At 71.1% G+C, this 21,442-nt stretch carries 24 protein-coding genes; 15 read left to right on the top strand and 9 right to left on the bottom strand.

Going from position 1 to position 21,442, the window contains the following annotated elements:
• Positions 1-4: 4 nt before the first annotated feature.
• The gene (locus tag ACWDY5_RS05335; RefSeq protein ID WP_449721050.1) at positions 5-1,741 is read right to left on the bottom strand and encodes a S8 family serine peptidase; all 1,737 of its coding nucleotides are present in this window, start codon (positions 1,739-1,741) and stop codon (positions 5-7) included.
• A 149-nt stretch (positions 1,742-1,890) separates the two neighbouring features.
• Here ACWDY5_RS05335 and ACWDY5_RS05330 point away from each other — a divergent pair, with 149 nt between their 5' ends.
• The 3 genes from ACWDY5_RS05330 to ACWDY5_RS05320 all read left to right on the top strand — a co-directional run bounded on the left by ACWDY5_RS05330 (position 1,891) and on the right by ACWDY5_RS05320 (position 4,039).
• Positions 1,891-2,853 (top strand): LysR family transcriptional regulator, encoded by a 963-nt coding sequence (locus ACWDY5_RS05330; protein WP_449721049.1) that lies wholly within the window; start codon positions 1,891-1,893, stop codon positions 2,851-2,853.
• Positions 2,854-2,889: 36 nt separating this feature from the next.
• Positions 2,890-3,567 (top strand): CPBP family intramembrane glutamic endopeptidase, encoded by a 678-nt coding sequence (locus ACWDY5_RS05325; protein WP_449721048.1) that lies wholly within the window; start codon positions 2,890-2,892, stop codon positions 3,565-3,567.
• Positions 3,568-3,697: 130 nt separating this feature from the next.
• Positions 3,698-4,039 carry a histone-like nucleoid-structuring protein Lsr2 gene (locus ACWDY5_RS05320; RefSeq protein ID WP_252483542.1) on the top strand — a complete coding sequence of 114 codons (342 nt, stop codon included), beginning with the start codon at positions 3,698-3,700 and terminating at the stop codon, positions 4,037-4,039.
• A 50-nt stretch (positions 4,040-4,089) separates the two neighbouring features.
• Here the strand turns inward: ACWDY5_RS05320 and ACWDY5_RS05315 are convergent, their stop codons facing one another.
• The 3 genes from ACWDY5_RS05315 to ACWDY5_RS05305 form a co-directional block, all read right to left on the bottom strand.
• Positions 4,090-4,926, bottom strand: a complete 837-nt coding sequence (locus ACWDY5_RS05315; protein ID WP_449721047.1) for an MBL fold metallo-hydrolase — start codon at positions 4,924-4,926, stop codon at positions 4,090-4,092.
• Between the two features lie 174 nt (positions 4,927-5,100).
• Entirely contained in the window at positions 5,101-5,592 is a 492-nt protein-coding gene (locus ACWDY5_RS05310; RefSeq protein ID WP_449721046.1) for a sigma-70 family RNA polymerase sigma factor, read from the bottom strand.
• 44 nt (positions 5,593-5,636) lie between these two features.
• The gene (locus tag ACWDY5_RS05305; protein ID WP_449721045.1) at positions 5,637-6,410 is read right to left on the bottom strand and encodes a ScbR family autoregulator-binding transcription factor; all 774 of its coding nucleotides are present in this window, start codon (positions 6,408-6,410) and stop codon (positions 5,637-5,639) included.
• Between the two features lie 37 nt (positions 6,411-6,447).
• On the opposite strand from ACWDY5_RS05305, the gene ACWDY5_RS05300 reads away from it, so the two are divergent.
• From ACWDY5_RS05300 to ACWDY5_RS05285, 4 genes are all read left to right on the top strand, one after another.
• Positions 6,448-7,326 carry a ScbA/BarX family gamma-butyrolactone biosynthesis protein gene (locus ACWDY5_RS05300; RefSeq protein ID WP_449721044.1) on the top strand — a complete coding sequence of 293 codons (879 nt, stop codon included), beginning with the start codon at positions 6,448-6,450 and terminating at the stop codon, positions 7,324-7,326.
• 29 nt (positions 7,327-7,355) lie between these two features.
• Positions 7,356-7,745, top strand: coding sequence for a nuclear transport factor 2 family protein (locus ACWDY5_RS05295; RefSeq protein ID WP_252483479.1), 390 nt, complete (start codon positions 7,356-7,358; stop codon positions 7,743-7,745).
• 65 nt (positions 7,746-7,810) lie between these two features.
• Positions 7,811-8,269 (top strand): SRPBCC family protein, encoded by a 459-nt coding sequence (locus ACWDY5_RS05290; protein ID WP_449721043.1) that lies wholly within the window; start codon positions 7,811-7,813, stop codon positions 8,267-8,269.
• A 61-nt stretch (positions 8,270-8,330) separates the two neighbouring features.
• Positions 8,331-9,482, top strand: a complete 1,152-nt coding sequence (locus ACWDY5_RS05285) for an MFS transporter (protein ID WP_449721042.1) — start codon at positions 8,331-8,333, stop codon at positions 9,480-9,482.
• On the opposite strand, the gene ACWDY5_RS05280 is transcribed toward ACWDY5_RS05285, so the two are convergent.
• Entirely contained in the window at positions 9,378-10,055 is a 678-nt protein-coding gene (locus tag ACWDY5_RS05280) for a TetR/AcrR family transcriptional regulator (RefSeq protein ID WP_283661992.1), read from the bottom strand. The two genes, ACWDY5_RS05285 and ACWDY5_RS05280, sit on opposite strands and share 105 nt — an antisense overlap.
• A 139-nt stretch (positions 10,056-10,194) precedes the next feature.
• Between ACWDY5_RS05280 and ACWDY5_RS05275 the strand changes: the two genes are divergently transcribed.
• From ACWDY5_RS05275 to kamB, 6 genes are read left to right on the top strand one after another with little or no spacing between them, the layout of a single operon-like run.
• Positions 10,195-11,730, top strand: coding sequence for a long-chain-fatty-acid--CoA ligase (locus tag ACWDY5_RS05275; RefSeq protein WP_449721041.1), 1,536 nt, complete (start codon positions 10,195-10,197; stop codon positions 11,728-11,730).
• Positions 11,731-11,753: 23 nt separating this feature from the next.
• Positions 11,754-12,500 carry an SDR family NAD(P)-dependent oxidoreductase gene (locus ACWDY5_RS05270; RefSeq protein ID WP_449721173.1) on the top strand — a complete coding sequence of 249 codons (747 nt, stop codon included), beginning with the start codon at positions 11,754-11,756 and terminating at the stop codon, positions 12,498-12,500.
• 16 nt (positions 12,501-12,516) lie between these two features.
• Positions 12,517-13,686, top strand: a complete 1,170-nt coding sequence (locus ACWDY5_RS05265; RefSeq protein ID WP_449721040.1) for an acyl-CoA dehydrogenase family protein — start codon at positions 12,517-12,519, stop codon at positions 13,684-13,686.
• 13 nt (positions 13,687-13,699) lie between these two features.
• Positions 13,700-14,548 (top strand): MaoC/PaaZ C-terminal domain-containing protein, encoded by an 849-nt coding sequence (locus ACWDY5_RS05260; RefSeq protein WP_449721039.1) that lies wholly within the window; start codon positions 13,700-13,702, stop codon positions 14,546-14,548.
• An 18-nt stretch (positions 14,549-14,566) separates the two neighbouring features.
• Positions 14,567-15,649, top strand: coding sequence for a DUF371 domain-containing protein (locus ACWDY5_RS05255; protein ID WP_449721038.1), 1,083 nt, complete (start codon positions 14,567-14,569; stop codon positions 15,647-15,649).
• Position 15,650: 1 nt separating this feature from the next.
• A complete protein-coding gene (gene kamB / locus ACWDY5_RS05250) occupies positions 15,651-16,298 on the top strand; it encodes a 16S rRNA (adenine(1408)-N(1))-methyltransferase KamB (protein WP_449721037.1) in 648 nt (215 codons plus the stop codon).
• Here kamB and ACWDY5_RS05245 read toward each other — a convergent pair.
• From ACWDY5_RS05245 to ACWDY5_RS05235, 3 genes are read right to left on the bottom strand one after another with little or no spacing between them, the layout of a single operon-like run.
• A complete protein-coding gene (locus tag ACWDY5_RS05245; RefSeq protein WP_449721036.1) occupies positions 16,295-16,768 on the bottom strand; it encodes a hypothetical protein in 474 nt (157 codons plus the stop codon). The two genes, kamB and ACWDY5_RS05245, sit on opposite strands and share 4 nt — an antisense overlap.
• A complete protein-coding gene (locus tag ACWDY5_RS05240; protein WP_449721035.1) occupies positions 16,765-18,216 on the bottom strand; it encodes a sensor histidine kinase in 1,452 nt (483 codons plus the stop codon). The genes ACWDY5_RS05245 and ACWDY5_RS05240 overlap by 4 nt, the downstream gene beginning before the upstream one ends.
• Complete coding sequence (locus ACWDY5_RS05235; RefSeq protein WP_449721034.1) at positions 18,213-18,887, bottom strand: response regulator; 675 nt, start codon at positions 18,885-18,887, stop codon at positions 18,213-18,215. The genes ACWDY5_RS05240 and ACWDY5_RS05235 overlap by 4 nt, the downstream gene beginning before the upstream one ends.
• Before the next feature lie 113 nt (positions 18,888-19,000).
• Here ACWDY5_RS05235 and ACWDY5_RS05230 point away from each other — a divergent pair, with 113 nt between their 5' ends.
• Entirely contained in the window at positions 19,001-19,648 is a 648-nt protein-coding gene (locus ACWDY5_RS05230) for a M15 family metallopeptidase (protein ID WP_449721033.1), read from the top strand.
• Here the strand turns inward: ACWDY5_RS05230 and ACWDY5_RS05225 are convergent.
• Positions 19,645-20,409 (bottom strand): peptidoglycan recognition protein family protein, encoded by a 765-nt coding sequence (locus ACWDY5_RS05225; RefSeq protein ID WP_449721032.1) that lies wholly within the window; start codon positions 20,407-20,409, stop codon positions 19,645-19,647. The two genes, ACWDY5_RS05230 and ACWDY5_RS05225, sit on opposite strands and share 4 nt — an antisense overlap.
• A 272-nt stretch (positions 20,410-20,681) precedes the next feature.
• On the opposite strand from ACWDY5_RS05225, the gene ACWDY5_RS05220 reads away from it, so the two are divergent.
• Complete coding sequence (locus tag ACWDY5_RS05220) at positions 20,682-21,431, top strand: LuxR C-terminal-related transcriptional regulator (protein WP_449721031.1); 750 nt, start codon at positions 20,682-20,684, stop codon at positions 21,429-21,431.
• Positions 21,432-21,442: the final 11 nt, after the last annotated feature.

Here is a 21,442-nt window from a genome sequence, read left to right as displayed (position 1 = left end):
TTGACTACCGGGCGAACTCCGCGCCGCGGGTCACCGCGTTCCACGCGTCCACGATGCCGTGCCCGTAGAACCCGTTGAACTTGGTGTCACCCTCACAGGTGGCCGTGAACTCCGCGCTCCGGCCCTCCTTCAGGTAGTCCACCGTGCGCGGGGTCGGGCAGGGGCGCTTCTGCGCGGTGCCGTAGAGCACCTTCTCCACCTTGTCCGGGGACATGGTCAGGCCCGGGTTCTTCCGGTCCTTCTTGCCGTACTGGCTGACGATCAGCGCCGCCACACCGGCCGCGTGCGGGGAGGCCATCGAGGTCCCCTGCAGGTAGTGGTAGTAACCGACCTTGTCGCCCTGCACGTACTTGGTCACGCCCGCCTTGACGCCGTCCGGGGTGACGTTGCCCTCGGCGTCGACCAGCTTCTCGGCCTGCAGCACGTTCTTCGGGTACGAGGACAGGATGCGGTTCTCGTTGGCGTTGAACCACGGGGTGCCGAAGTAGTCGCGGGTGTAACCGCCGGGGGCGGCCACCGAGATCTGCTCCAGGCCGTAGTTGGAGAAGTCCGACTTCTTGCCCGACGGGCCGAGGCTGGACACGCCGATGGTGTGCGCGCCCTCGACCGGCAGGTCGAAGCAGGAGGAGTTGTCGATCGGACGCTCGTGGGTGTTGCCTGCCGGGAAGTTCGGGCTGGACTTGTCGGTGCGCGGCTTGCCGAGGTCCTCGTGGTTGTTGCCCAGTGCGCCGACCAGGGTGACGCCCTTGTTGTGCGCGTAGTTCAGCGCGCGGTTGATCGCCTTGATGGTGGCGCGCTGCTCCTGCTGCTGCTCAGGGGTGTCGGCCGGGTTGGCCACGCAGTTGAACGCCCACGGGTCGACGTAGAAGGACATGTTGATCACGTCCAGGCCCGCGTCCGCGCCGTAGGTCAGCGCGTCGATGACCGGCTGCAGGAAGAAGTAGCCGCTGTCCTGGCCGCCGCGGATGTTCACCAGCGTGACGCCGGGCGCGACGCCGGAGACGCCGAAGCCGTTGACCGCCGCGCCGATGGTGCCCGCGACGTGCGTGCCGTGGCCGCTGTCGTCGTGGTCGTTGGGGTCCACGCAGCCGCGGTACTCGCACTCGCCGTCGACCTCGGCGCCGTTCTCGTCGTAGGGGAGGTCCGTGGTGAAGTTGCGGGACAGCTCCTTGGAGAAGTTCGGCGCGATGTCCGGGTGGTTGCCGTCCACGCCGGTGTCCAGGATGCCGACGGTGACCCGCTTGTCACCCGGCTGCTTGGCGCGGGCCAGGTCGGAGCGGAGCATCTTCAGGCCCCACAGCTTGTCGTCCAGCGGGTCCATGCCGGACTGCTGGGTCTTGGCCTCGGCCGGACCCTGCTTGCCAGCGGACTCCTTCTCGACCGCGTCCCGCTTGGCCTTCTCCAGCTTCTGCTTGGGCGCCTGGCCAACCGGCCGCGCCCTGGTCGCGCCGCCCAGGTCCTTGGACCCGGCGACCTGGGTGATGAAGCCCTGCTGCGGGGCCCGCACGACCAGGGCGCCGATCGCGGCGTTCTCCTTGGTCACGGTGCCGCCGGCAGCCTGCACCGCGCGGATCGCGGCCTCCCGGCTGGCGCCGTCGGCGACCAGCACGGTGTAGTCGGACTGAGCCTGCTGGGATGCCGTGCCCGCGGCACCCGCCGGGCCACCGGCCAGCAGCAGGGAACCTGCCACGACCGGCACAGCCAGCCCGGCTGTCAGGATTTTCTTGACCTTCACGTTCATTGCCTCCTCGACGTGACCCGGCTGGACACGTCCGTGTCCAAGCGGCACGCTCACGGAACGAACTGCGGTTATGCGCCGCGCGCATTGCAGCAGTGGCCGACGGACAAGCGGAAATACCAACGGGTGACCAAGATTGATGCAGGATGAGCATGGATATCGAGTTCCGGCATCTTAAGGCGTTCCGGGTGCTCGCGGAGGAGCTGAACTTCACCCGCGCCGCGGCACGTCTGGGTGTTCCGCAGTCCGGTCTGTCCCGCCAGGTGCAGCGGCTGGAGCGCAGCCTCGGCGTGAGCCTGCTGCGGCGCAGCACCAGGGCGGTCTCGCTCACCCCGGCCGGGCACGCCCTCTACACCCACGCCAGGCGGGCCGAGGAGCTCGCCGAGCAGCTCAGGGCCGATGTCACCGCCGCCGGCCATGGTCAGGTGCAGCTCCGGCTGGCCACCTACCCGATCGGCGTTTCCGAGCTGACCGCCCGGCTCACCAAGGCCCTGCCCGAGGTCCAGGTGGCCACCCTGACCACCACCCCCGACCTGGCCGTGCAGGCACTGGAACGCGGGGAAGTCGATCTTGTCCTCGGCTATGGCCCGCCAGGGACGCAACCCTCGTTACCGCCGGGTGCCCAAGCCGAAATTCTGTTGCATGAACCGATTTACGTGGCCCTTTCGGCCGCCCATCGGTGCGCCGCCGCGGAGTCCGTGCACCTGGCCGAGCTGGCCGCCGACCGCTGGGTGGCGCCGCCGCCGGACACCGTGCTGGCCCAGGTGTGCGCCGCGGTGTTCACCTCGGCCGGAATTCGTCCGCACGTGTTGCACGTGGCCGACTCCTCGAACACGGTGCGCAACCTGGTCTCCTCGGGGCAGGCGGTCAGCCTGGCCGCCCCGCTGGCTGCGGCCTGGCCGGATGACAACGTGGTGGTGCTGCCGGTCGACCCGCCGATCCACCGCCCGGTGTGGGCGGCCTGGCTGGGCAGACTGCCGGCTGACGTGGTGGACAGCGCGCTCGGCGCGGCCTGCGCGCATTACGCCGAGCTGGCTTCGCGGGCCGGGGACTACTGGGCGCGGGCGATTCGGGAAGGGCGGCTGCGCGGCGGGCACTGGCCGCCCGGAAGCTGAAGAGATCCTCAGTTTCCCTCGGTAAAGTCGGCAGGCATGACGACCACCGCCGACGCGGTCGCTCCCGGTGTCGGCCGGAGTCGCCGCAACTACCTGGCCGCCGAGTTCCTCCTGTTGTTCTTCGGGGCGGTCTCGGTCTACACCGTCTTCCGCATTCCCGGCGGGCCCATTCCGCTGCTGGTGATGCTCGGCATCACCGCGGTGCTCTACCTGCGCCGACAGCCGGACTTCGACCGGTCGAACTTCTGGCGGGCCGCCGCGCTGTGGCCGGTGCTGCCGAGGATGCTGCTGCTGTGGGGTGCCACCGCCGCGCTCGGCCTGCTGTCGCTGTGGCTGTTCAGCCCGGAGCGCCTGTTCGAGCTGCCCAGGAACAACCCGACGGTGTGGCTGTTCATCATGGTGTTGTACCCGCTGCTGTCGGTCTACCCGCAGGAACTCATCTTCCGGGCGTTCCTGTTCCACCGGTACGCGCCGGTGTTCGGCAACGGCCTGGGAATGGTCGCGGCGAGTGCCGCGGCCTTCGGTTTCGTGCACATCATCTTCGGCAACGTGCTGAGCGTGGTACTCACCGTCATCGGCGGCTGGATCTTCAGCAACCGATACCGGCGCACCCGCTCGCTGTTCGCCGCCTGGGTGGAGCACGGGCTCTATGGCCTGCTGGTCTTCACCATCGGCTTCGGAGATTTCTTCTACCACGGTGCGGCCGCTCGGTGAAGGGTTTATGATTCCGTTGCCCCATCACGCGATCCGGTCACATCCTGGTTGCTGACCCACCGGGAAATTTGACTTCACGCCCGTTCGGATATTTACTGCCACGAGCCACCTATCCAAACGGGGAGTGCAAATGGCGGAGAAAGTCACGGTCGAGCTGGTGGACGACCTCGACGGGTCGAAGGCCGAGGAGAGCGTCTCCTTCGGCCTCGACGGCGTCGACTACGTCATCGACCTGTCCGCGGACAATGCGGCGGCTCTTCGCGACGCCGTTGCGGCGTATGTCGCCGCGGCCCGGCGCACCGGTGGCCGCAAGCAGCGGGCCACCCGCGGCGGCGGCGCCAAGGCCGCCGGCGAGCGCGACCGCAACCAGGAGATTCGGCAGTGGGCCCGCACCCAGGGCCACCAGGTCTCCGAGCGCGGCCGCATTCCGCAGGAGCTGGTCGTGAAGTTCCAGGAAGCCCACGCTTCCTGAGTTCGCGGAACGTCAAGCGCTGCCGCGAAGGCGAAGCCTGTCTGGTCGGGTCAGGCCCCGCCTTCGCGGCAGCGTTCGAACTCCAGCGGATCGTGCGCGGAAAAGACCTGAATCCGCTGGGGCTGCGCCGCCGCCAGCGCGTGCAGCCTGCGCAGGTTGTCCAGACGTTTTGTCCGGTCGACCGCCACCACGGATTGGAATAGGTCCAACCCCGGGGTGCCGCGAGACGGCCGCCCATTGACCTCGCCGTGGAAGAAGTAGGCGTCCCCGGCATGCAACAGCCAGCGGTCGCCGCCGGCCGCCACCGCGACTCCACTATGGCCGTGGGTGTGTCCAGCCAGTGGAATCAGCAGGATCTCCGGCGGAAGTCCGTCGAGTTGCCGCACCGCCTCGAAGCCGAACCACCCCTCGCCCTCGGTCCGGCCGTATGTGGCCCAGTCCGGGCCGTGCGCCCATTGCGCCGGCACATAGCGCGAACGTTCCCCCAAGGTCCGCCTGGCCATTGCCGCGGCGTATTCCTCGGCATGCACGTGCACCTTGGCCTGCGGGAAATCCGCGATCCCGCCCGCGTGGTCCAGGTCCAAGTGGGTCAGCACGATGTGCCGGACGTCAGCCGGTGAATAACCCAGCCGGACGATCTGCCGGACCGCGGTCTCACTCTCGGCCAGCTTCGGCCGGCAGGAAAGCCGGAACAGCGCGCCCAGCCTGCCCGGCGAGCGCAGGTCGTCGAGGCCGAGCCCGGTGTCCACCAGCACCAGGCCCTGCTCGGTCTCGATCAGCAGGCAGTGCGCGACCAGCCGGGCCGCTCGGTGCGGCGGGGCGTCGCCGTTGATCAGGCGCCCGCCGAGCGGAGCCATGCTCGCGCAGTTGAGATGGTGAACCCGCATGTCCGTACATCTAGCAGCCGAGTTCACCCACTCGTTGCTCCCACCGCTGACTTGTGACCCTAGGGCGTCTCCGCCGTGTCCCGCACGCTATCGCCGGGCACAGCCCGCCCCTGGCGGCACCGCCAGGAACGACCCGGACTCCGGCGCTCACGCGCGGGACACGGCGGAGACGCCCTAGCGCAACCTCTCCCTGATGCGGTGCAGCGCGGACTGCGTCGCGCCCACCGTGGTGCGCAGCTCCCTGGCGATCTCGGTATGCGGCAGGCCGTCGGCGAAGAGCAGCAGCAGGTTGCGGTCGCGGGTGGAGAAGTCGCGCAGCCGCTGCCGGAACCAGCGCCCCTCCAACCGGTCGTTGACCCGTTCGGTCGGATCCTCCGGGGTGCTCGGCCGGAGCCGCGGGTGGTCGAACAGGACCGCGTCCTCGTGCTGCCGCCGGTGTTCCTCCGCGCACAGCCTGCCGACCACCAGGGCCAGGAACGCGGCCAGCCGGTCCGGTGGCACCCGGCCCAGCTCGGCGGCCTGGGCGAGTGCCTCGTGCACCAGGTCCTCGGGTTCGGCGCCGGCTGGGCAGCGTTGCCTGGCCAGCCGCAGCAGCGCGGGCCGCAGGCGCAGGCACTCCTGCCAGTCGACGGCGGTGCTTGCCGGGCGGGACCTCTTGTCGCGCATGGTCCTCACCCTGCCGCGCCCGCCGCCGCCGTGGCCGGGCCAGATCAGGTGATACCGGCGGTTTGTTGAACTGGCACAAAGACTTCGGGCTCGCTTGTCGGTGGGCCGATGCGCAGCGCGACCAGGGCCGAGGGCACCACCAGGGCGGGCAGCCAGAGCCGCCACAGCGCGGTGAACTTGGCCGGCAGGTCGTCGTGCCCGCTGGTGGCCCTGGACAGCAGCTGGGTGCCGGTGAAGGCGGCCACCAGGGACTCCGCGGCCTCCCTCGGGTGCACCTCGGGCCGCAGCTGCCCGGCCGCGCTCGCCAGGATCAACAGGTCGCGGACCATGGTGACCCAGCCGTGGAACTGACCGCCCGCCTCGCGGTCGAACAGGTCGGCCTCGAAGAGCAGCCGGACGCCCACCCTGGCCCGCACGTCGGTGCGCAACCGGTTGCCGAACTCGTGTGAGAGGTCGATGAGCGACTGCATCGGGCTCAATGGCTGCTGGGCCAAATGGTGGTGGACTTCGTGCCAGAGACGTAACTGGGTCTCGATCAAAGCGACCGCGAGTGCTTCCTTCGAGGGAAAATGGCAGTAAAGAGCCCCTTTTGTGACCCCCGCACTTGCGCAAACGTCGGTGAGATTGGTACCGAGAAAGCCCTTCCGGTCGAAAGTGTTCGCTGCCGCCAGCAGCAGGCTTTGCTTCGTGTTGCTCGATTGTTCACGCTTGAACATCGACTGCTCCGCCATCCAGGTGTTCTTGCCGTCGAAACTAATCTGTACCGGTATGTTGGCCGACATGTTGCGGTTGGGCAACGACCAGGTGCCGAAGAGCAAAGACTCACTATTCGTTGCACTCGAAATGAGTGGAGAGGTGGGATTCGACACGACCGTACCGCGCAGGCTGGTGCATCGCGAGTCCGTGGCCGAGGTGCTGCTGACCAGATGGGTGCGCCGCCGCACCGGCGACTTCCGGATCTGTGCCCAGCTACCTCGGGCGCACGCGTTCTACCAGCCAGAACAGGGCCGGGCCGACCCGCTGCTGATTCTGGAGACCATTCGCCAAACCGGGCTGTTGATTGCCCATACGGGTTGGGACATACCGCTTGACCACAAGTTCGTCATGCGGGGAATGAGTTACGCCGTGGATCCCGCGGCGCTGCGGGTCGGGGACCGGCCGGTCGACATCCAGCTGGTGGTGCGTACCAGGGATCCGAGGGTGCGGCCGGGGCACGCCTCCACGCTCGCGGTGGAGGCCGAGCTGTACCGGGAGGGCCGCCGGTTCGGTCAGGGCGGCGGCACGCTGGGCGCGCTGCCGCCGGCGGTGTACGCCAGGCTGCGCCCGCCAAGGGTGCCCAGTCAGGTGGCCGGTGAGCGGCCGGCGCCGGTGCCGCCGGAGCTGGTGGGCAGGCGCGATGTCAGGGACGTGTTGTTGACCAGCGTGAACAAGGCGAACCGCTGGGGCCTGCTGGTGGATGCCAGCCATCCGGCGCTGTTCGACCACGCGGTCGACCACGTGCCGGGCATGGTGGTCTTCGCGGCCATGCGCCAGGCGGTCCGGGCCGTCGTGGGTCCCGGATACCTGGTCTCCTGCCAGGCCCGCACCGGCCGGTTCGTCGAGCTGGACCGGCCGGCCGAGGTGAGCGTGCTGCGCACCGCGAACGGCATGTGCTGGGTCGCGGTGGAGCAGGACGGCCAGCGGGCGGCGACCGCGACCTGGCGGCTGGCTTCCGGCACCGGGCCGGTGTCATGACGAATCGGACGTCCTCCACCCTGGAAATGGTGCAACGACTGCTCACCCGGTTCGGCGCGCAGGACGCCGCGGGTATCGCCCAGTTGTTCCACGTGGACGCCCAGTGCCATTCCTCGGAAATCCCAGGAGATCCCTGGCCGGTGCGGTCCCACGGCCGCCGGGAAATCGAGGCGTTCTTCCTGGCGCTGTTCCACCGGTTGGAGTTCCACGCGGTGACCGTGCGAAAGGTCCTGGTCGACGGTGATGATGCGGTGGTCTTCGGCGGCGGCCGATACCGGGCCACCGGAACCGGTCGCGTATTCGCCCAGGATTTCGCGGTGAGCCTTTCCGTGCGGGCCGGGCTGATTCACGAGTACCGGGTCGTCGAGGACACCTTGGCCATCGCCATGGCTCTCGGCAGGGCCTATCCGATTTACTGACGGCGCACTGGCCGGGTCCGCCGCGCGCGCGGTCCCGGCCAACCCCCGTCCAGCGGAGGCACCACATGACCGAGCAGATCGCAGGCACCACCGACATCGCGGCCACCCCGGCCGCGGTCTACGCCCTGGTGTCCGACGTGCCGAACCAGCACCGGTTCACCAGGGAGTGCCGCGCCGCCGACTGGTCGCCCCCGGCCACCGGTCCCGTGGTCGGCGCCCGCTTCCGCGGCCACAACGAGGTCGGCAAGGCCAAGTGGTCCACCACCTGCCGGGTCACCAAGGCCGACCCCGGTCGCGCGTTCGCCTACCGCGTCACCGCCGGGCCGATCCGGGTCGCCGACTGGGCCTGGACCTTCGAGCCCACCGACACCGGCTGCCGGGTCACCGAGTCCTTCGTCGACCTGCGCAACCCGGTGATCAAGTGGCTGTTCAACCGCATCGTCGGCGTCAAGGACCGCGCGGCCCGCAACAAGCGCAACATCGACCAGACCCTGGCCGGCCTCAAGGAGCTGGCCGAGGGCTGAGCCCACTGCCTGGTCGCGATCTCGCGAGACCGGGGCCGCCCCGGACTGCTGGGCTGGCCGCATGTCCGTTCACTCCCGCTGGCCCGCGGTCGTCTCCGTCATGCTGGGCATCTTCGCCATCGTCACCACCGAGATCCTGCCCATCGGCCTGCTCACCCCTATCGGCGCGACCTTCGGTATCTCGCCGGGCACCGCGGGCCTGATGATGACCATGCCCGGTTTCCTGGCCGCGCTGGCCGCGCCGCTGGTCACGGTGGCCACCGCGCGGCTGGACCGGCGGCGGATGCTGGGCGCGCTGGCGCTGCTGCTGGCGGTGGCGAACTTCCTCGCCGCGGTGGCGCCCGGCTACTGGCTGATGCTGCTCTCCCGGGTGCTGCTCGGCGTGGTCATCGGCGGGTTCTGGTCCATCGGGGCCGGGCTGGCGCCGCGGCTGGTGCCGGCGCACCGGGTGGGTGCGGCCACCGCGGTGATCTTCGCGGCGGTGCCGCTCGGCTCGGTGCTCGGTGTGCCGGCCGGGACCTTCCTCGGCGAGCTGGCCGGGTGGCGGGCCGCGTTCGTGGTGCTGGGGGTGCTCACCGCGGCGGTGTGGCTGGCGCTGCTGGTGTTCCTGCCGCCGCTGCCCGCCGAGCGGGCGACCAGTCCCCGGGTGCTGGCCGGGCTGCTGCGCCTGCCGAGTGCCCGGCTTGGGCTGGCGGTGACCTTCCTGGTGGTGCTCGCCCACTTCGGCACTTACACGTACGTGACCCCGTTCCTGCACCAGGCCACCCAGGCCAGTCCCACGCCGTACCTGCTGGCCTACGGCCTGGCCGGGGTGCTCGGCAACTTCCTCGCCGGGGCCTGGGCAGCCACCTCGGTGCGCCGGGTGTTCGCGCTGGCGGCCGGGATGATCGCGCTGGCCACGGTGCTGCTGCCGGTGCTCGGCGGCTGGGAGCTGCCGCTGCTGGTGCTCTGGGGACTGGCCTACGGCGCGGTGCCCGCCTGCGCGCAGACCTGGCTGGCCCAATCCGCGCCGGATGCGCCGGAGGCGGCGACCGTGCTGTTCACCTCGGCCTTCCAGGCCACCCTGTCCACCGGCGCGCTGCTCGGTGGCGTGCTGGTGGACGCGAGCTCAGTCTCGGTCACCATGGTCACCGGCGGGCTGGTCGCGCTGCTGGCCGTCGGGGTGCTCCAGGCTTTCCCACAGGTTCGTCAGCCCGTCCAGCATCACGCGTAGGGCCAGCTCGAAGGCCTCGGTGTCGATCTCGGCCCGGCCGCGCAGCAGGTGCGCCTGGGCCAGGTTCGGGTAGCGCTCGGCGTAGAGCTGCTCGTCGTCGTCGAAGCCCTGGGAGAACGAGCCCATGGCCGCGCCGAAGACCAGGTACTTGGTGGCCGCGCCGATCATGGTGGCGTACTTGGGCGGCCAGCCCGCGGAGACCAGGCCGCCGTGCACCGCGTCGGCCAGCTTCAGGCCGGACTCGCGGCGGCCGGGCCCTGCCGAGAGCAGCGGCACGATGTTGGGGTGGCGGGCCAGCACGGACCGGTAGGAGCGCAGGTAGATGGTCAGCGCTTCCCGCCAGTCGCAGCGGCCGAAGGCGGAGGTGTCCACCTCGGTGGCCAGCTCGTTGGCCACGTCGTGCAACAGCTGCTCCTTGGTGCGCACGTGGTTGTACAGCGAGGCGGCCTGCACGCCGATGTGGTGGGCCAGCCTGCGCATGGTCAGCGCCTCCAGCCCGTGCTGGTCGATGATCTCCAGCGCGGCCGTCCGGATCCGGTCGACCGACAGCAGCGGGGCTGGGGGTCTGGGCACCGTTGCTCCTCGTGGATGAGTCTCGCTCGACTTCGCGCCGCGGTCTTGCCGTGCGCTCACCGCCGTCCTAGCCTCGATGAAAACTAACACGGTTAGTTTTCCGGGTCAGCACCCACGACGATGAAGTCACGGAGGCCGGATGACTCTCTCGCTGGCGATGGTCCTCGCGGAGTCGGCGCGGCTGCACCGCGAACGGGTCGCCCTCATCCAGGGCGATCAGCAGCTCACCTACCCGGAGCTCTGGGAGCGGGCCAGGCGGCACGCCGCGGCCCTGCGCGAGCTGGGCATCCGGGAGGGCGACCGGGTCGCGATCGTGGCCCCCAACGTGATCGGCTTCGTCGAGTCCTACTTCGGCGTGCTGGCCGCCGGCGCGGTGGTGGTGCCGATCCCGCTGCTGCTGGTGCCGGATGAGGCCACCTACCTGATCTCGCACGCCAAGGCCAAGCTGGTGCTCTGCCACGTCTCCCAGCTGCCCCTCGGCGCGCCCGCCGCCAAGGCCGCCGGGGTCGAGCTGCGCACGCTCGGCCCGGCCACCCCCGAGCACCCCTCGCTGACCGAGCTGGCCGCGGCCACCGAGCCACTGCCCACTTTCCGCACCCGCGCCGCGGAGGACCCGGCGGTGGTCTTCTACACCTCCGGCACCACCGGCCGCCCCAAGGGCGCCGTGCTCACCCACCTCAACCTGGTCATGAACGCCACCGTGGCCGCCTTCGACGTGGACAAGCTGGCGGCGGGCGATGTGATCCTGGGCTGCCTGCCGCTGTTCCACATCTTCGGCCAGTCCAGCGCGATGAACTCCGGCTTCCGGGTCGGCGCCACCCTGCTGCTGCAACCCCGCTTCGACGCCGCCGAGGCGCTGGAGCTGATGCGCGGGCACCAGGTGTCGATCTTCCTGGGCGTGCCCACCATGTTCCTGCGGCTGCTGGAGGTCAGCGAGGGCCAGGCCGAGGTGCCCCAGCTGCGCGGCTGCACCTCCGGCGGGGCGCCGCTGCCGGTGGCCGTGCTGGAGGCCTTCCAGGAGCGCTTCGGCACCGAGATCCTGGAGGGCTACGGCCTGTCCGAGACCTCACCGACGGCCACCGTCAACCAGCCGGTCTTCGGCGCGCGGCCGGGCACCGTCGGCCATCCGATCTGGGGCGTCGAGGTGGAGGTCGCGGACCCGGCCATCGACGAGCGGAACGAGTTCCTGCCAGCCGGGCAGACCGGCGAGATCGTCATCAGGGGCCACAACGTCTTCGCCGGCTACCTCGACGACCCGGCGGCCACCGAGGCGGCCATGGTGGACGGCTGGTTCCGCACCGGCGACATCGGGGTCAAGGACGCCGAGGGCTACCTCTCGGTGGTGGACCGCAAGAAGGACCTGATCATCCGCAGCGGGTTCAACGTCTACCCGCGCGAGGTCGAGGAGATGCTCATCCGGCACCCCGCCATCGCCGAGGTCTCGGTGATCGGCCTGCCGGATGAGCGCAGCGGTGAGGAGGTCTGCGCCGTGGTGGTGCCCAAGCCGGGACAGCAGGTCACCCAGGACGAGGTGATCGCCTGGACCAGGGAACGCCTTGGCCACCACAAGTATCCGCGACGAGTCGTCGTGGTCGAGGAACTGCCCGTTGGCCCGAGCCACAAGGTGCTCAAGCGCGAGCTCCGCCAGTGGGTGGCCACCGGCAAGGTCAAGTGAGGAAAGGGAAACTCGTGGGAACTCTGGACGGACGCGTCGCGGTGGTGACCGGCTCGGCACGCGGGATCGGCGCGGCCACCGCCCGCACGCTGGCCGAGCGCGGCGCCGCGGTCGCGGTGATCGACCTGGACGAGGCGGCCACCGCCGAGACGGTCAAGGCGATCACCGAGGCCGGTGGCAGGGCGGTGGGCATCGGCTGCGACGTGACCAGCCGCGAGCAGGTCACCTTGGCCTTCGACCGGGTGGTCGCCGAGCTGGGCGGGCTGCACATCCTGGTCAACAACGCCGGGGTGACCAGGGACAACCTGCTGTTCAAGATGACCGACGAGGACTGGGACACGGTCATGTCGGTGCACCTGCGCGGCGCCTTCCTGTGCAGCCAGATCGCGCAGAAGCACATGGTGCAGCAGCAGTTCGGCAAGATCGTCAACCTGTCCAGCACCTCCGCGCTCGGCAACCGGGGCCAGGCCAACTACGCCGCGGCCAAGGCCGGCCTGCAGGGCTTCACCAAGACCCTGGCCATCGAGCTGGGCCCGTTCGGTGTCAACGTCAACGCCATCGCCCCCGGCTTCATCGAGACCGACATGACCGCGGCCACCGCGGCCCGGATCGGGATGGACTTCGAGCAGTTCAAGAAGGCCGCCGCCGAGCAGATCTCGGTGCGCCGCACCGGCAAGCCCGAGGACATCGCGAACACGGTGGCCTTCCTGGTCAGCGAGGACTCCTCGTTCATCAACGGTCAGATCCTCTACGTCGACGGTGGCCGCTAGAAAGGCAAGCAGCGCAATGGACTTCTCCCTCAACGACACCGAACGCGACATCCGGGACTGGGTGCGCAACTTCGTCCGCAAGGAGCTCATCCCGCTGGAGCCGGAGGTGCTCCGCAGGGAACGCCTCGGCCAGCCGGGCATCACCAAGGACGAGCTGCGCGAGTTGCAGCTCAAGGCCAAGGCGGCCGGGTTCTGGGGCATCCAGACCCCGGAGGCCTACGGCGGCATGGGCATGGGCGCGGTGATGACCGCGCTGGTGGAGGGCGAGCTGGGCTACAGCTTCGTGCCCTTCCACTTCGGCGGCGAGGCCGACAACATCCTCTACTCCGGCAACGAGGCGCAGCGGGAGAAGTACCTGCTGCCCACCATCGCCGGTGACCGGACCTCCTGCTTCGCCATCACCGAGCCGGGCGCGGGCTCCGACGCCAAGGCGATCAGGACCAGCGCGGTCAAGGACGGCGACGAGTGGGTCATCAACGGTGAGAAGACCTTCATCACCAGGGGCAACGACGCCGACTTCGTGATGGTCTTCGCGGTCACCGACAAGGAGAAGGGCGCCAACGGTGGCGTCACCTGCTTCCTGGTGGACCGGGACATGGGCTGGAAGTCCGAGCCGATCGCCACCATGGGCGAGTGGGGACCGGCCGCGCTGGTCTTCGACAACGTCCGGGTGCCCGAGGAGAACGTGCTCGGCGAGGTCGGGCAGGGCTTCGCGCTGGCCATGAGCTGGATCGGCCGCGGCCGCTACCTGCTGCCCGCCCGCGCGCTGGGCGCCTGCGTCCGGCTGGTCGAGTTCGGCCTGGACTACGCGCGCACCAGGGAGACCTTCGGCGAGCTGCTGGCCGAGCGGCAGGCCATCCAGTGGATGCTGGCCGACTCCGCGGTAGAGATCGAGGCGCTGCGCTGGCTGGTGCTCACCGCCGCCTGGCAGGTGGACGCGGGCCTGGATTCCCGGCAGGGTCAGTCCATGGCGAAGCTCTACGGCGGCATCAAGGCCAACGAGATCGTCGACCGCATGCTGCAGATCCACGGCGGCATGGGCTACACCAAGGAACTCCCGCTGGAGCGCTGGTACCGCGAGCTGCGCCTGCTGCGCATCTACGAGGGCACCGACGAGATCCAGCGCCGCACCATCGCCCGGAACCTGTTGAAGGGCCACGCGAACGTGCGTGGCGCACTCGGCTGAGGGGAGCGAGAAGTTGCCGATCGACCTGTCCGCGGTGGGCCGCGCAGTCGGCCCGTGGGAACGCAGCTGGACGGCGGAGGAGGCGTTGCTGTACGCGCTCGGCGTCGGCGCGGGCGCCGAGGACCCGTTGGCGGAACTGGCCTACACCACCGAGAACACCGCCGGAGTGCGGCAGCAGGTGCTGCCCACCTTCGGCGTGGTGCTGGCCCAGTTCAGCGGCCCCGCGCAGTCCTTCGGCGACTTCGACCCGGCGCTGCTGGTGCACGCCGAGCAGGAGCTGGTGCTGCACCGGCCGCTGCCCGCCGAGGGCCGGATGAGCCTGCGCCGCACGGTCACCGACGTCTTCGACAAGGGCAAGGGCGCCCTGGTGGTGGCCAAGACCGAGGGCAGCACGATCAACGGCGAACCGCTGCTGTCCACCATGTCCTCGGTGTTCGTCCGCGGCCAGGGCGGGTTCGGCGGCGAACGCGGTCCGTCGGAGGACTGGGCGCCGCCGGCGCGCGAGCCGGACGCGGTGCTCACCTTCCAGACCGCGCCCAGCCAGGCCCTGCTGTACCGGCTGGGCGGCTGCGACCACAACCCGCTGCACTCCGACCCCGCCTTCGCCGGGCGGGGCGGGTTCCCGCGGCCGATCCTGCACGGCCTGTGCACCTACGGCATCACCGCCCGGCTGCTCACCGGCCACTTCTGCGGCGGCGAGGTCAGCAGGGTGCGCCGGATCTTCGGCCGGTTCACCGCCCCGGTGCTGCCCGGCCAGGAGCTGATCGTGCACGCCTGGGCCGAGGGCACCGAGGTGGCCTTCCGCACCGAGACCAAGGAGGGCGGCGTCACCCTGGACCGGGGCGCGTTCAGCTTCGCCTGACCGGGCACACTGGGCGGGATGACCACCATCCGCGCCACCGGCCACCCGGAGATCAGGGCCACCCACGACAAGACGTGGGAGCTGACCCCGGACACCGAGCTGACCGCCCGCGCCACCTGCGTGCTCGGCGTCGGCGCGGTGACCGAGGGCGGCCCGCTGGCCGGTCCGGTGCAGCTGCGGATCAGCGCGGGTGGGCACAGCGCGACCGTCCGGGCCGTCGGCAACCCGAACTGGGTTCCCGGCGGCCCGGCCGTCATCCGCCGCAGCCACCTCCGCCTGCCTGGCACCCTGGCCACCGACGCCGACCTGTCCGCGGCCGACCTGCCCCGCGACCTGACCGCCCGGCTGACCGACCCGGCCACCGAGGTCCTGGTCGAGGTGTCCGCTGTGGACGATCCCGGCACGGTGGTCCTGTGCCACGCCACCGGCCCCAGCCCGCGCCTGAGCGCCGAACTGGCCGCTGCCGACATGGTGTTCGCCGAAGACTCCGGCGCACGGTCCCTGCTCGCCCGGATGACCGCTGCCGCCCCCGCGCGCGCCGTGACCGCCGGCGTCACCGGCCGCATCCTCGTCCTGGCCACCGAGGACCTCCCCGGCCGCACCGCCCGCCACCTGCTCGGCGGCCCCACCGAGGTCATCGGCCTGCCCCCCGGCCTGGCCGCCGCGGCCGCCTCCCCGTCCGCCGCCCCGCTGCACCTCACCGTGCTGTCCCGCAAACCCGCCGACACCCTGCGCGCCGCCCCCCTGGACGCCAAGGTGGTCATCCGCGTCGCCGCCGACACCGCGGCCAAGGTGCTCGCCGCCGCCCGCGACCGCGGCACCCGCACCCTCGCCGTGGCCACCGAGCCCTACGCCGAGAGCGAGCGCCCGCGCTGGGGCGAGCTGGACACCCTCCCGCTGCCCGCCCGCGGCGAGTTCTGGCTCTGCCTCGACCCGGTCTTCAGCCAGGGCCTGGACCCGTTGCTACACAAGCTGATCACCGGCCTGCTTGCCCAAGGCGTGCCGGCCAAGAGCCTCGCCCAGACCCTGGCCGAGCTGCCCGGCTTCACCCGCCGCACCGCCTACGACGCGGTCCAACAACTGAAGGATCTAGGCTCCTGAGGTGCGTCGCGTAACCGGCAAGCAGGTCGTCGACCTGACCGCGGAGCAGTTCGCCGAGCTCCGCGCCCAGTACACCTCGGTCCTGCTCGACGTGGGCACCGGCGACGGCAAGCACCCGCTGCACCTGGCTCGCAAGCATCCCGACCAGCTGGTCATCGGCCTGGACGCGGCCCCGGACAACCTGCGCAAGACCGCGGGCAAGGCGGCGGCCAAACCGGCCAAGGGCGGTCTGCCCAACCTGGTCTACCTCTGGCACGCCGCCGAGTCGCTGCCGCCGGAGCTGCGCGAGATCGACGAGCTGCACGTGCTGATGCCCTGGGGCAGCCTGCTGCGCGGCGTGCTGGACACCGAGGGCGCGGTGCTGCGCGGGCTGGCCGCCTGCTGCCGCCCCGGCGCGGACTTCCTGGTCACGCTGAACCTGCACGCCTGGCGCCCGCCGGTGCCCGAGGTCGGCGACACCGCCGAGCCCACCCCGGAGTCGGCCACCGAGGTGCTGGCCAAGGCCTACGCCACCGCCGGCTGGCAGCTCACCGAGGCCGCCTACCTGAGCCCTGAGGAGATCGCCGAGCTGGCCACCTCCTGGACCCGCAGGCTCAACTCCTCCCGCGACCAGCTGGACGTGCTCGCCCTGCGCGGCACGATCACCTAAACCCCAATCGGACAGCGCCGCGGCACCTCGTTCACGATCACCGACTCCACGCTGTACACCCGGTCCGCGGCCAGGTGCCGGGCGGAGACGGTGCACGCGATCTGGTCGAGTGCCGCCCCGGACAGCGTCAGCGGCCGCCCGTCGCCCCTGAGCACCCGCACCTCGACGGTGTTGCGCTGGGTCACCCCCGCGGTCAGCTCGCCGAACCCGCCCGTGGGCAGCGCGCTGGTCAAGCCGGGCGGATCGTCCTCGGCGATCCCGTAGAACAGCTCGCGCAGCGCGGTCGGGTAGTCGCCCAGCTTGCCGATCTTGCGCACCACCGGCACCAGGCTGCCGCCGCGCAGGAAGTACAGGGTCGGCCCCTCGGCCACCCCGCGCGGTGCGTCCCCGCCGCCCACCGGTGGGGTGGGCCGCACCCCGCACCCGGCCAGCAGCGCCACCCCCAGCAGCACCGTCACCAGCCGCTTCACCGCGGACCACCCTCCTCCACGCCCCTGGCCAGCCGGGGCAGCCGCAGGGTGAACCTGGCCCCGCCGTGCGGCGCGTTGGCCGCCTCGATGGTGCCGTAGTGCAGCTGCGCGTTCTCCCAGGCGATGGCCAGCCCGAGCCCGCTGCCCTCGGACCGGGACCGGGCCGAGTCGGCCTTGTAGAAGCGGGCGAACACCTGCGGCAGCACCGCCTCCGGCAGCCCGGACCCGTGGTCGGTGACGGTCAGCTCGATCCACTGCGGGCTCGCGGTCAGCGTGGCCACCACCGGCGGCTGCCCGTGCCGCAGCGCGTTGCCGACCAGGTTGGCCACGATCACGTCCAGCCGCCTGGCGTCCAGCTTGACCCGCACACCCTCGGGCAGCTCGGTGGTCACCTGGTCCGTCCAGCCCCTGGCGCGCAGCGTGTTGCGCACCGCCTCGGCCACGTCCACCTCGGTCAGCACCAGCCTGGCCGCGCCCGCGTCGAACCGGGAGATCTCGATCAGGTCCTCCACCATCCTGGCCAGCTTGCGGGTCTCCTGGCCGACCAGCCTGGCCGCGATCTGCGCGTCCTCGGGCAGGTTCTCCGCTTCCTCGTCCAGCACGTCGGTCACCGCGGTCATCGCGGCCAGCGGGGTGCGCAGCTCGTGCGAGACGTCGGCCACGAACCGCCGCGCGTCCGCCTCCATCCGTTGCAACCCGGTCACCGTCCGGTCCAGCGTGGCCGCGGTGTCGTTGAAGGTGTGCGCCAGGTCGGCCAGCTCGTCCGAGCCCTTGACCTCCAGCCGCGCGCCCAGGTCGCCACCGGCCAGCCGCCGGGTCGCCCCGCGCAGCTCGCGCACCGGCCGCAGCACCCCGCGCGCGGCCAGCAGCGCCAGCAGCGCGGCCAGCGGCAGCGCCAGCAGACTGGTCTGCCACGCGGTCTGGGCCAGGTCGCTGATCTGGTCCGAGGGTCCGCCAAGGCCCCGCGCCAGGTAGACCTCTATGCCGGAGGGCTCCAGCTCACCACCCGCTCGCTTGGTCAGCACCGGCATGCCGACGTAGAACATGGGCGAGCTGCCAGAGGTGCCCCGCTGGAACACCAGGGTGCCCCTGGTCCGCACCGCGGTCCGCAGCTCGGCCGGGATGTCCTCCAGCCGGTACCCCAGCGGGCGCGACCGCAGGTCCCGGTAGGTCACCACCGCCGCGCTGTCCGGGAGCTTGCTGACCAGCTGGTCCAGGGTGGCCTGGGTCGGCGGGAAGCTGAGCTCGGGCGCGAACTGGCTCACCGCGTCCCTGGTGGCCTTCATGACCTGGTCCTGGGCGTACTTGAGCACCGTGGTGCGCGCCGAGACGTAGCTGGCCCCCGCCGCGGCCGCCGCGCCGAGCGCGGCCACGGCCAGGAAGGCGAACACCAGCCGCGCGCGCAGGCCGCGGGCCCAGGTGGGCAGCGAGTCGATCAGGCGGCTCATACCGGGCCGAACCGGTAGCCGAAACCGCGCACGGTCTGCACGTACACCGGGCTGGCCGGCCGGTCCTCGATCTTGGCCCGCAGCCGCTGCACGCACGCGTCCACCAGCCGCGAGTCACCGAGGTAGTCGTGCTCCCACACCGCCTGCAACAGCTGCTGGCGGCTGAACACCTGGCCGGGCGAGGCGGACAGCTCCAGCAGCAGCCGCAGCTCGGTCGGGGTCAGCCCGACCTGCCTGTCGCCCTTGACCACCACCAGCGCCTGCCGGTCGATCTCCAGCGACCCGTGCCGCTCCTTGCTGGTCTGCTCGCTGGCCCCGCGCCGCAGCACCGCCCTGATCCGGGCGTCCAGCACCCTGGGCTGCACCGGCTTGACCACGTAGTCGTCCGCGCCCGCCTCCAGCCCGCCGACGATGTCCATATCGTCGCTGCGCGCGGTCAGCATGATGATCGGCACCTCGCCGCCTGCCCTGATCCGGCGGCACACCTCGAAGCCGTCGATGCCCGGCAGCATCAGGTCCAGCACCACGATGTCCGGCACCTGCGCGCGCAGCGCGTCCAGGCCGAGCTCGCCGGTGGCCGCCGCGTCCACGGTGTAGCCCTGCCTGCGCAGGGCCAGTTGCAGGCCCTCGCGCACGGCATGGTCGTCCTCGATCAACAGCACCCTCGGCATGGCACCGATTATTGGCCCCCGAGGACACCGCCGCCGACCTGGTGCGACTGCTGTAGCAGAACCATGACAAGGCGCGGACCAGCCGGGGACATCCAGCGCCGACCGTGAGTGGCATGCGCAACCAGACCCACTACCTGGACGCGCCGACCGCACCCATCCCGGTGCCCGGAACCCAGCCCCGCCGCCGGTTCCGCACCTGGACCGGAGTGGCCGGCCTGAGCGTCGCACTGCTGCTGGTGACCGGCTTCGTGGTCTACGGGCTGCCCTCGCCCGCTCACCCCGGCGGTCAGCTGCTCGGCCTGACCACGGGCAGCAGCACCGGCAAGACCACCGAGAACAACCCGAACTGCATCTTCGAGCCGCAGCAGGCCGAGCGCCTGGAAGTGCCCAGCGAGCTGGAGCCGGACCGGCTGGAGCCCGCGATGCGGGACGCCTTCCAGGCCGCCCGCTGCGCGGCGCGGGCCGACGGCGTGGACATCTTCGTGAAGTCGGCCCGGCGCACCGCGGCCGAGCAGCGCAGGCTGTACCGCGCGGAGATCAAGAAGCGCGGCTCGGCGGCCGAGGCGCGCAAGTGGGTGCTGCCGCCGGAGGAGTCCGCGCACGTCAAGGGCACCGCGGTGGATGTGAAGCCGCAGTCCGGCGCGAAGTGGCTGGAGCGCTACGGCAGCAAGTGGGGCCTGTGCCGCACCATCGCCCGCGAGTGGTGGCACTTCGAGCACAGCGCGGACTGGGCAGGCAAGGGTTGCCCCGATCCCCGCTAGCGCCGCCGTGCGCCGCGCAGCCTGGCCACCTCGAGCCGCACCGGCTCAAAGGTCTCCGCGAAGAGGTTGCCAGGGCACTGCGTGGACACCCAGTCCCGGTGCCTGGCCAGCACCGGCCCCTCGTAGCGCTGCCCGTCCTCGGTGTTGACGTAGGTCAGCTTGGCCAGCGGGTCCAGCCCGCAGAGCAGGGTCAGCGCGGCCAGCGTCCTGGTCAGCGTGCTCCACGCCCCCGGGGCGGGCAGGCCGCCGGTGAAGTCGCCGAGCAGGCAGATGCCGATGTTGCCGGGGTTGCGGCCGCGCACGTGCCCCGCGGTCACCGCCTCCGTCGCCCTGCCGTTGGCCTGCATCGCGCCGAACACCGCCACGCCGCCGGTGTGCCTGCCCTGGTAGAGCACGCCCTCCGGGTCGATCAGCAGGTGGTAGCCGATGTCGCCCCAGGCGTTGCCCACGGTGTGCCCGTGGTAGATCGAGCGCACCGCCGCGTCCCGGTCGCCGTCCACCCCGATCGCCGAGTGGTGCACGGTCAGGCACTGCACCGGGCTGAACGTCGGCGGCCACAGCTCACCCTTCGGCCCGAAGCGCAGCTTCTCGTCCGCGCCCCACTCCGCCCTGGTCCGGATCCGCACCTTCAGGTCGTCCCGGCCCGGCGGGGCCAGTTCGGCCGGCGGCTGCCGGGGCGCGGCAAGGGCCGTGCCCGCGCCGGTGAACGCCGCACCCGCCAGTCCGGCCAGGCCGGTCAACAGTGCACGCCGCGTAGTCATGGGCACCTCCAGGGTCACAGCGTAATTAGTTGACCACGCAGCGAAACCGGACACAAACTAGGCCGAATGTTGCAGCCACGCTGCGCCGAACGTTCGCTTGTCCGAAGACAGACCAGAAGGTCGGTTTTGTCCTCCAATCGAGTGACAACGAGTGGCTGGAAGTGCTGGTTCCAACGTCAGAACCCCGCGTCGAACCCGACTACCTTCATAGGTGGCGTCACGATCGGGTGTGAGGCGACTCCAAGAAGGCAAGACGTCGAAAGGGGACCGCCGTGGATCCAGTGACACTGCGTGCACGCGCCGCCGGCTTGAGGGCTCGGGTCGGCGCGTACCGGGTCGCCCAGATCGACTCCGTGCCGCTGTTCCAGCACGGCGTCGCCGCGGTCCTCGGTCGCGACCCCAGGGTGCAGTGGGTGGGCGCGGCCAGCTCGCCGGGCAGCGCCGTGCAGCTCTGCCGGGCGGCCCAGCCCAACGTGCTGCTCATCGACTCCGAGCTGGACCCCGGCGCGCACCTGTGCCGGATGCTGGCCGGGATGCAGCCGAACCTGGCGGTGGTGACCCTGTTCCGCCCCGGCGCGCGGCTGGCCGGTGAGGTGGAGGTGGCCCGGCGCAGCGGCGCCAAGGGCTTCCTGCCGCGCGAACTGGACCCGGCCCGGCTCCCGGAGGCGATCTGCCAGGCGGTGGAGCTGGGGCTGTACGTGGAGCCCTCGCTGGCCCCGCTGCTCGCGCCCGGCCGGGTCGTCGGCGCCCAGCGGGGCAACGGGCCCGCGCTGTCCAAGCGGGAGTTCGAGGTGCTGCGGCTGATCGCGGACGGGCTCACCGCGAAGAACATCGCGCACCGGCTCGAGGTCTCCGAGGAGACGGTGAAGACCCACGTCCGGCGGATGCTGCGCAAGCTCGACGCGCGGGACCGGGCGCACGCGGTGGCCCTGGCCTACCAGGCCGGACTGCTCGGAGAGACAGCCGCTGGCGACGACGTGGTGCGGTTGGTGCCTGCGACCAGGGCGGTCGCGGCGCGCTGAGGCTCGGGATG

It is taken from the genome of Crossiella sp. NPDC003009 (genome assembly GCF_053591555.1).
Note: the sequence above shows the minus strand (reverse complement) of the source record. Positions and strands in the feature narration are given on the sequence as shown.

Coding starts and splice junctions, on each gene's coding strand:
- ACWDY5_RS05335 (WP_449721050.1), bottom strand. CDS start 1,741: ATGAACGTGAAGGTCAAGAAAATCCTGACAGCCGGGCTGGCTGTGCCG.
- ACWDY5_RS05330 (WP_449721049.1), top strand. CDS start 1,891: ATGGATATCGAGTTCCGGCATCTTAAGGCGTTCCGGGTGCTCGCGGAG.
- ACWDY5_RS05325 (WP_449721048.1), top strand. CDS start 2,890: ATGACGACCACCGCCGACGCGGTCGCTCCCGGTGTCGGCCGGAGTCGC.
- ACWDY5_RS05320 (WP_252483542.1), top strand. CDS start 3,698: ATGGCGGAGAAAGTCACGGTCGAGCTGGTGGACGACCTCGACGGGTCG.
- ACWDY5_RS05315 (WP_449721047.1), bottom strand. CDS start 4,926: ATGCGGGTTCACCATCTCAACTGCGCGAGCATGGCTCCGCTCGGCGGG.
- ACWDY5_RS05310 (WP_449721046.1), bottom strand. CDS start 5,592: ATGCGCGACAAGAGGTCCCGCCCGGCAAGCACCGCCGTCGACTGGCAG.
- ACWDY5_RS05290 (WP_449721043.1), top strand. CDS start 7,811: ATGACCGAGCAGATCGCAGGCACCACCGACATCGCGGCCACCCCGGCC.
- ACWDY5_RS05285 (WP_449721042.1), top strand. CDS start 8,331: ATGTCCGTTCACTCCCGCTGGCCCGCGGTCGTCTCCGTCATGCTGGGC.
- ACWDY5_RS05275 (WP_449721041.1), top strand. CDS start 10,195: ATGACTCTCTCGCTGGCGATGGTCCTCGCGGAGTCGGCGCGGCTGCAC.
- ACWDY5_RS05265 (WP_449721040.1), top strand. CDS start 12,517: ATGGACTTCTCCCTCAACGACACCGAACGCGACATCCGGGACTGGGTG.
- ACWDY5_RS05255 (WP_449721038.1), top strand. CDS start 14,567: ATGACCACCATCCGCGCCACCGGCCACCCGGAGATCAGGGCCACCCAC.
- ACWDY5_RS05240 (WP_449721035.1), bottom strand. CDS start 18,216: ATGAGCCGCCTGATCGACTCGCTGCCCACCTGGGCCCGCGGCCTGCGC.
- ACWDY5_RS05235 (WP_449721034.1), bottom strand. CDS start 18,887: ATGCCGAGGGTGCTGTTGATCGAGGACGACCATGCCGTGCGCGAGGGC.
- ACWDY5_RS05230 (WP_449721033.1), top strand. CDS start 19,001: ATGCGCAACCAGACCCACTACCTGGACGCGCCGACCGCACCCATCCCG.
- ACWDY5_RS05225 (WP_449721032.1), bottom strand. CDS start 20,409: ATGACTACGCGGCGTGCACTGTTGACCGGCCTGGCCGGACTGGCGGGT.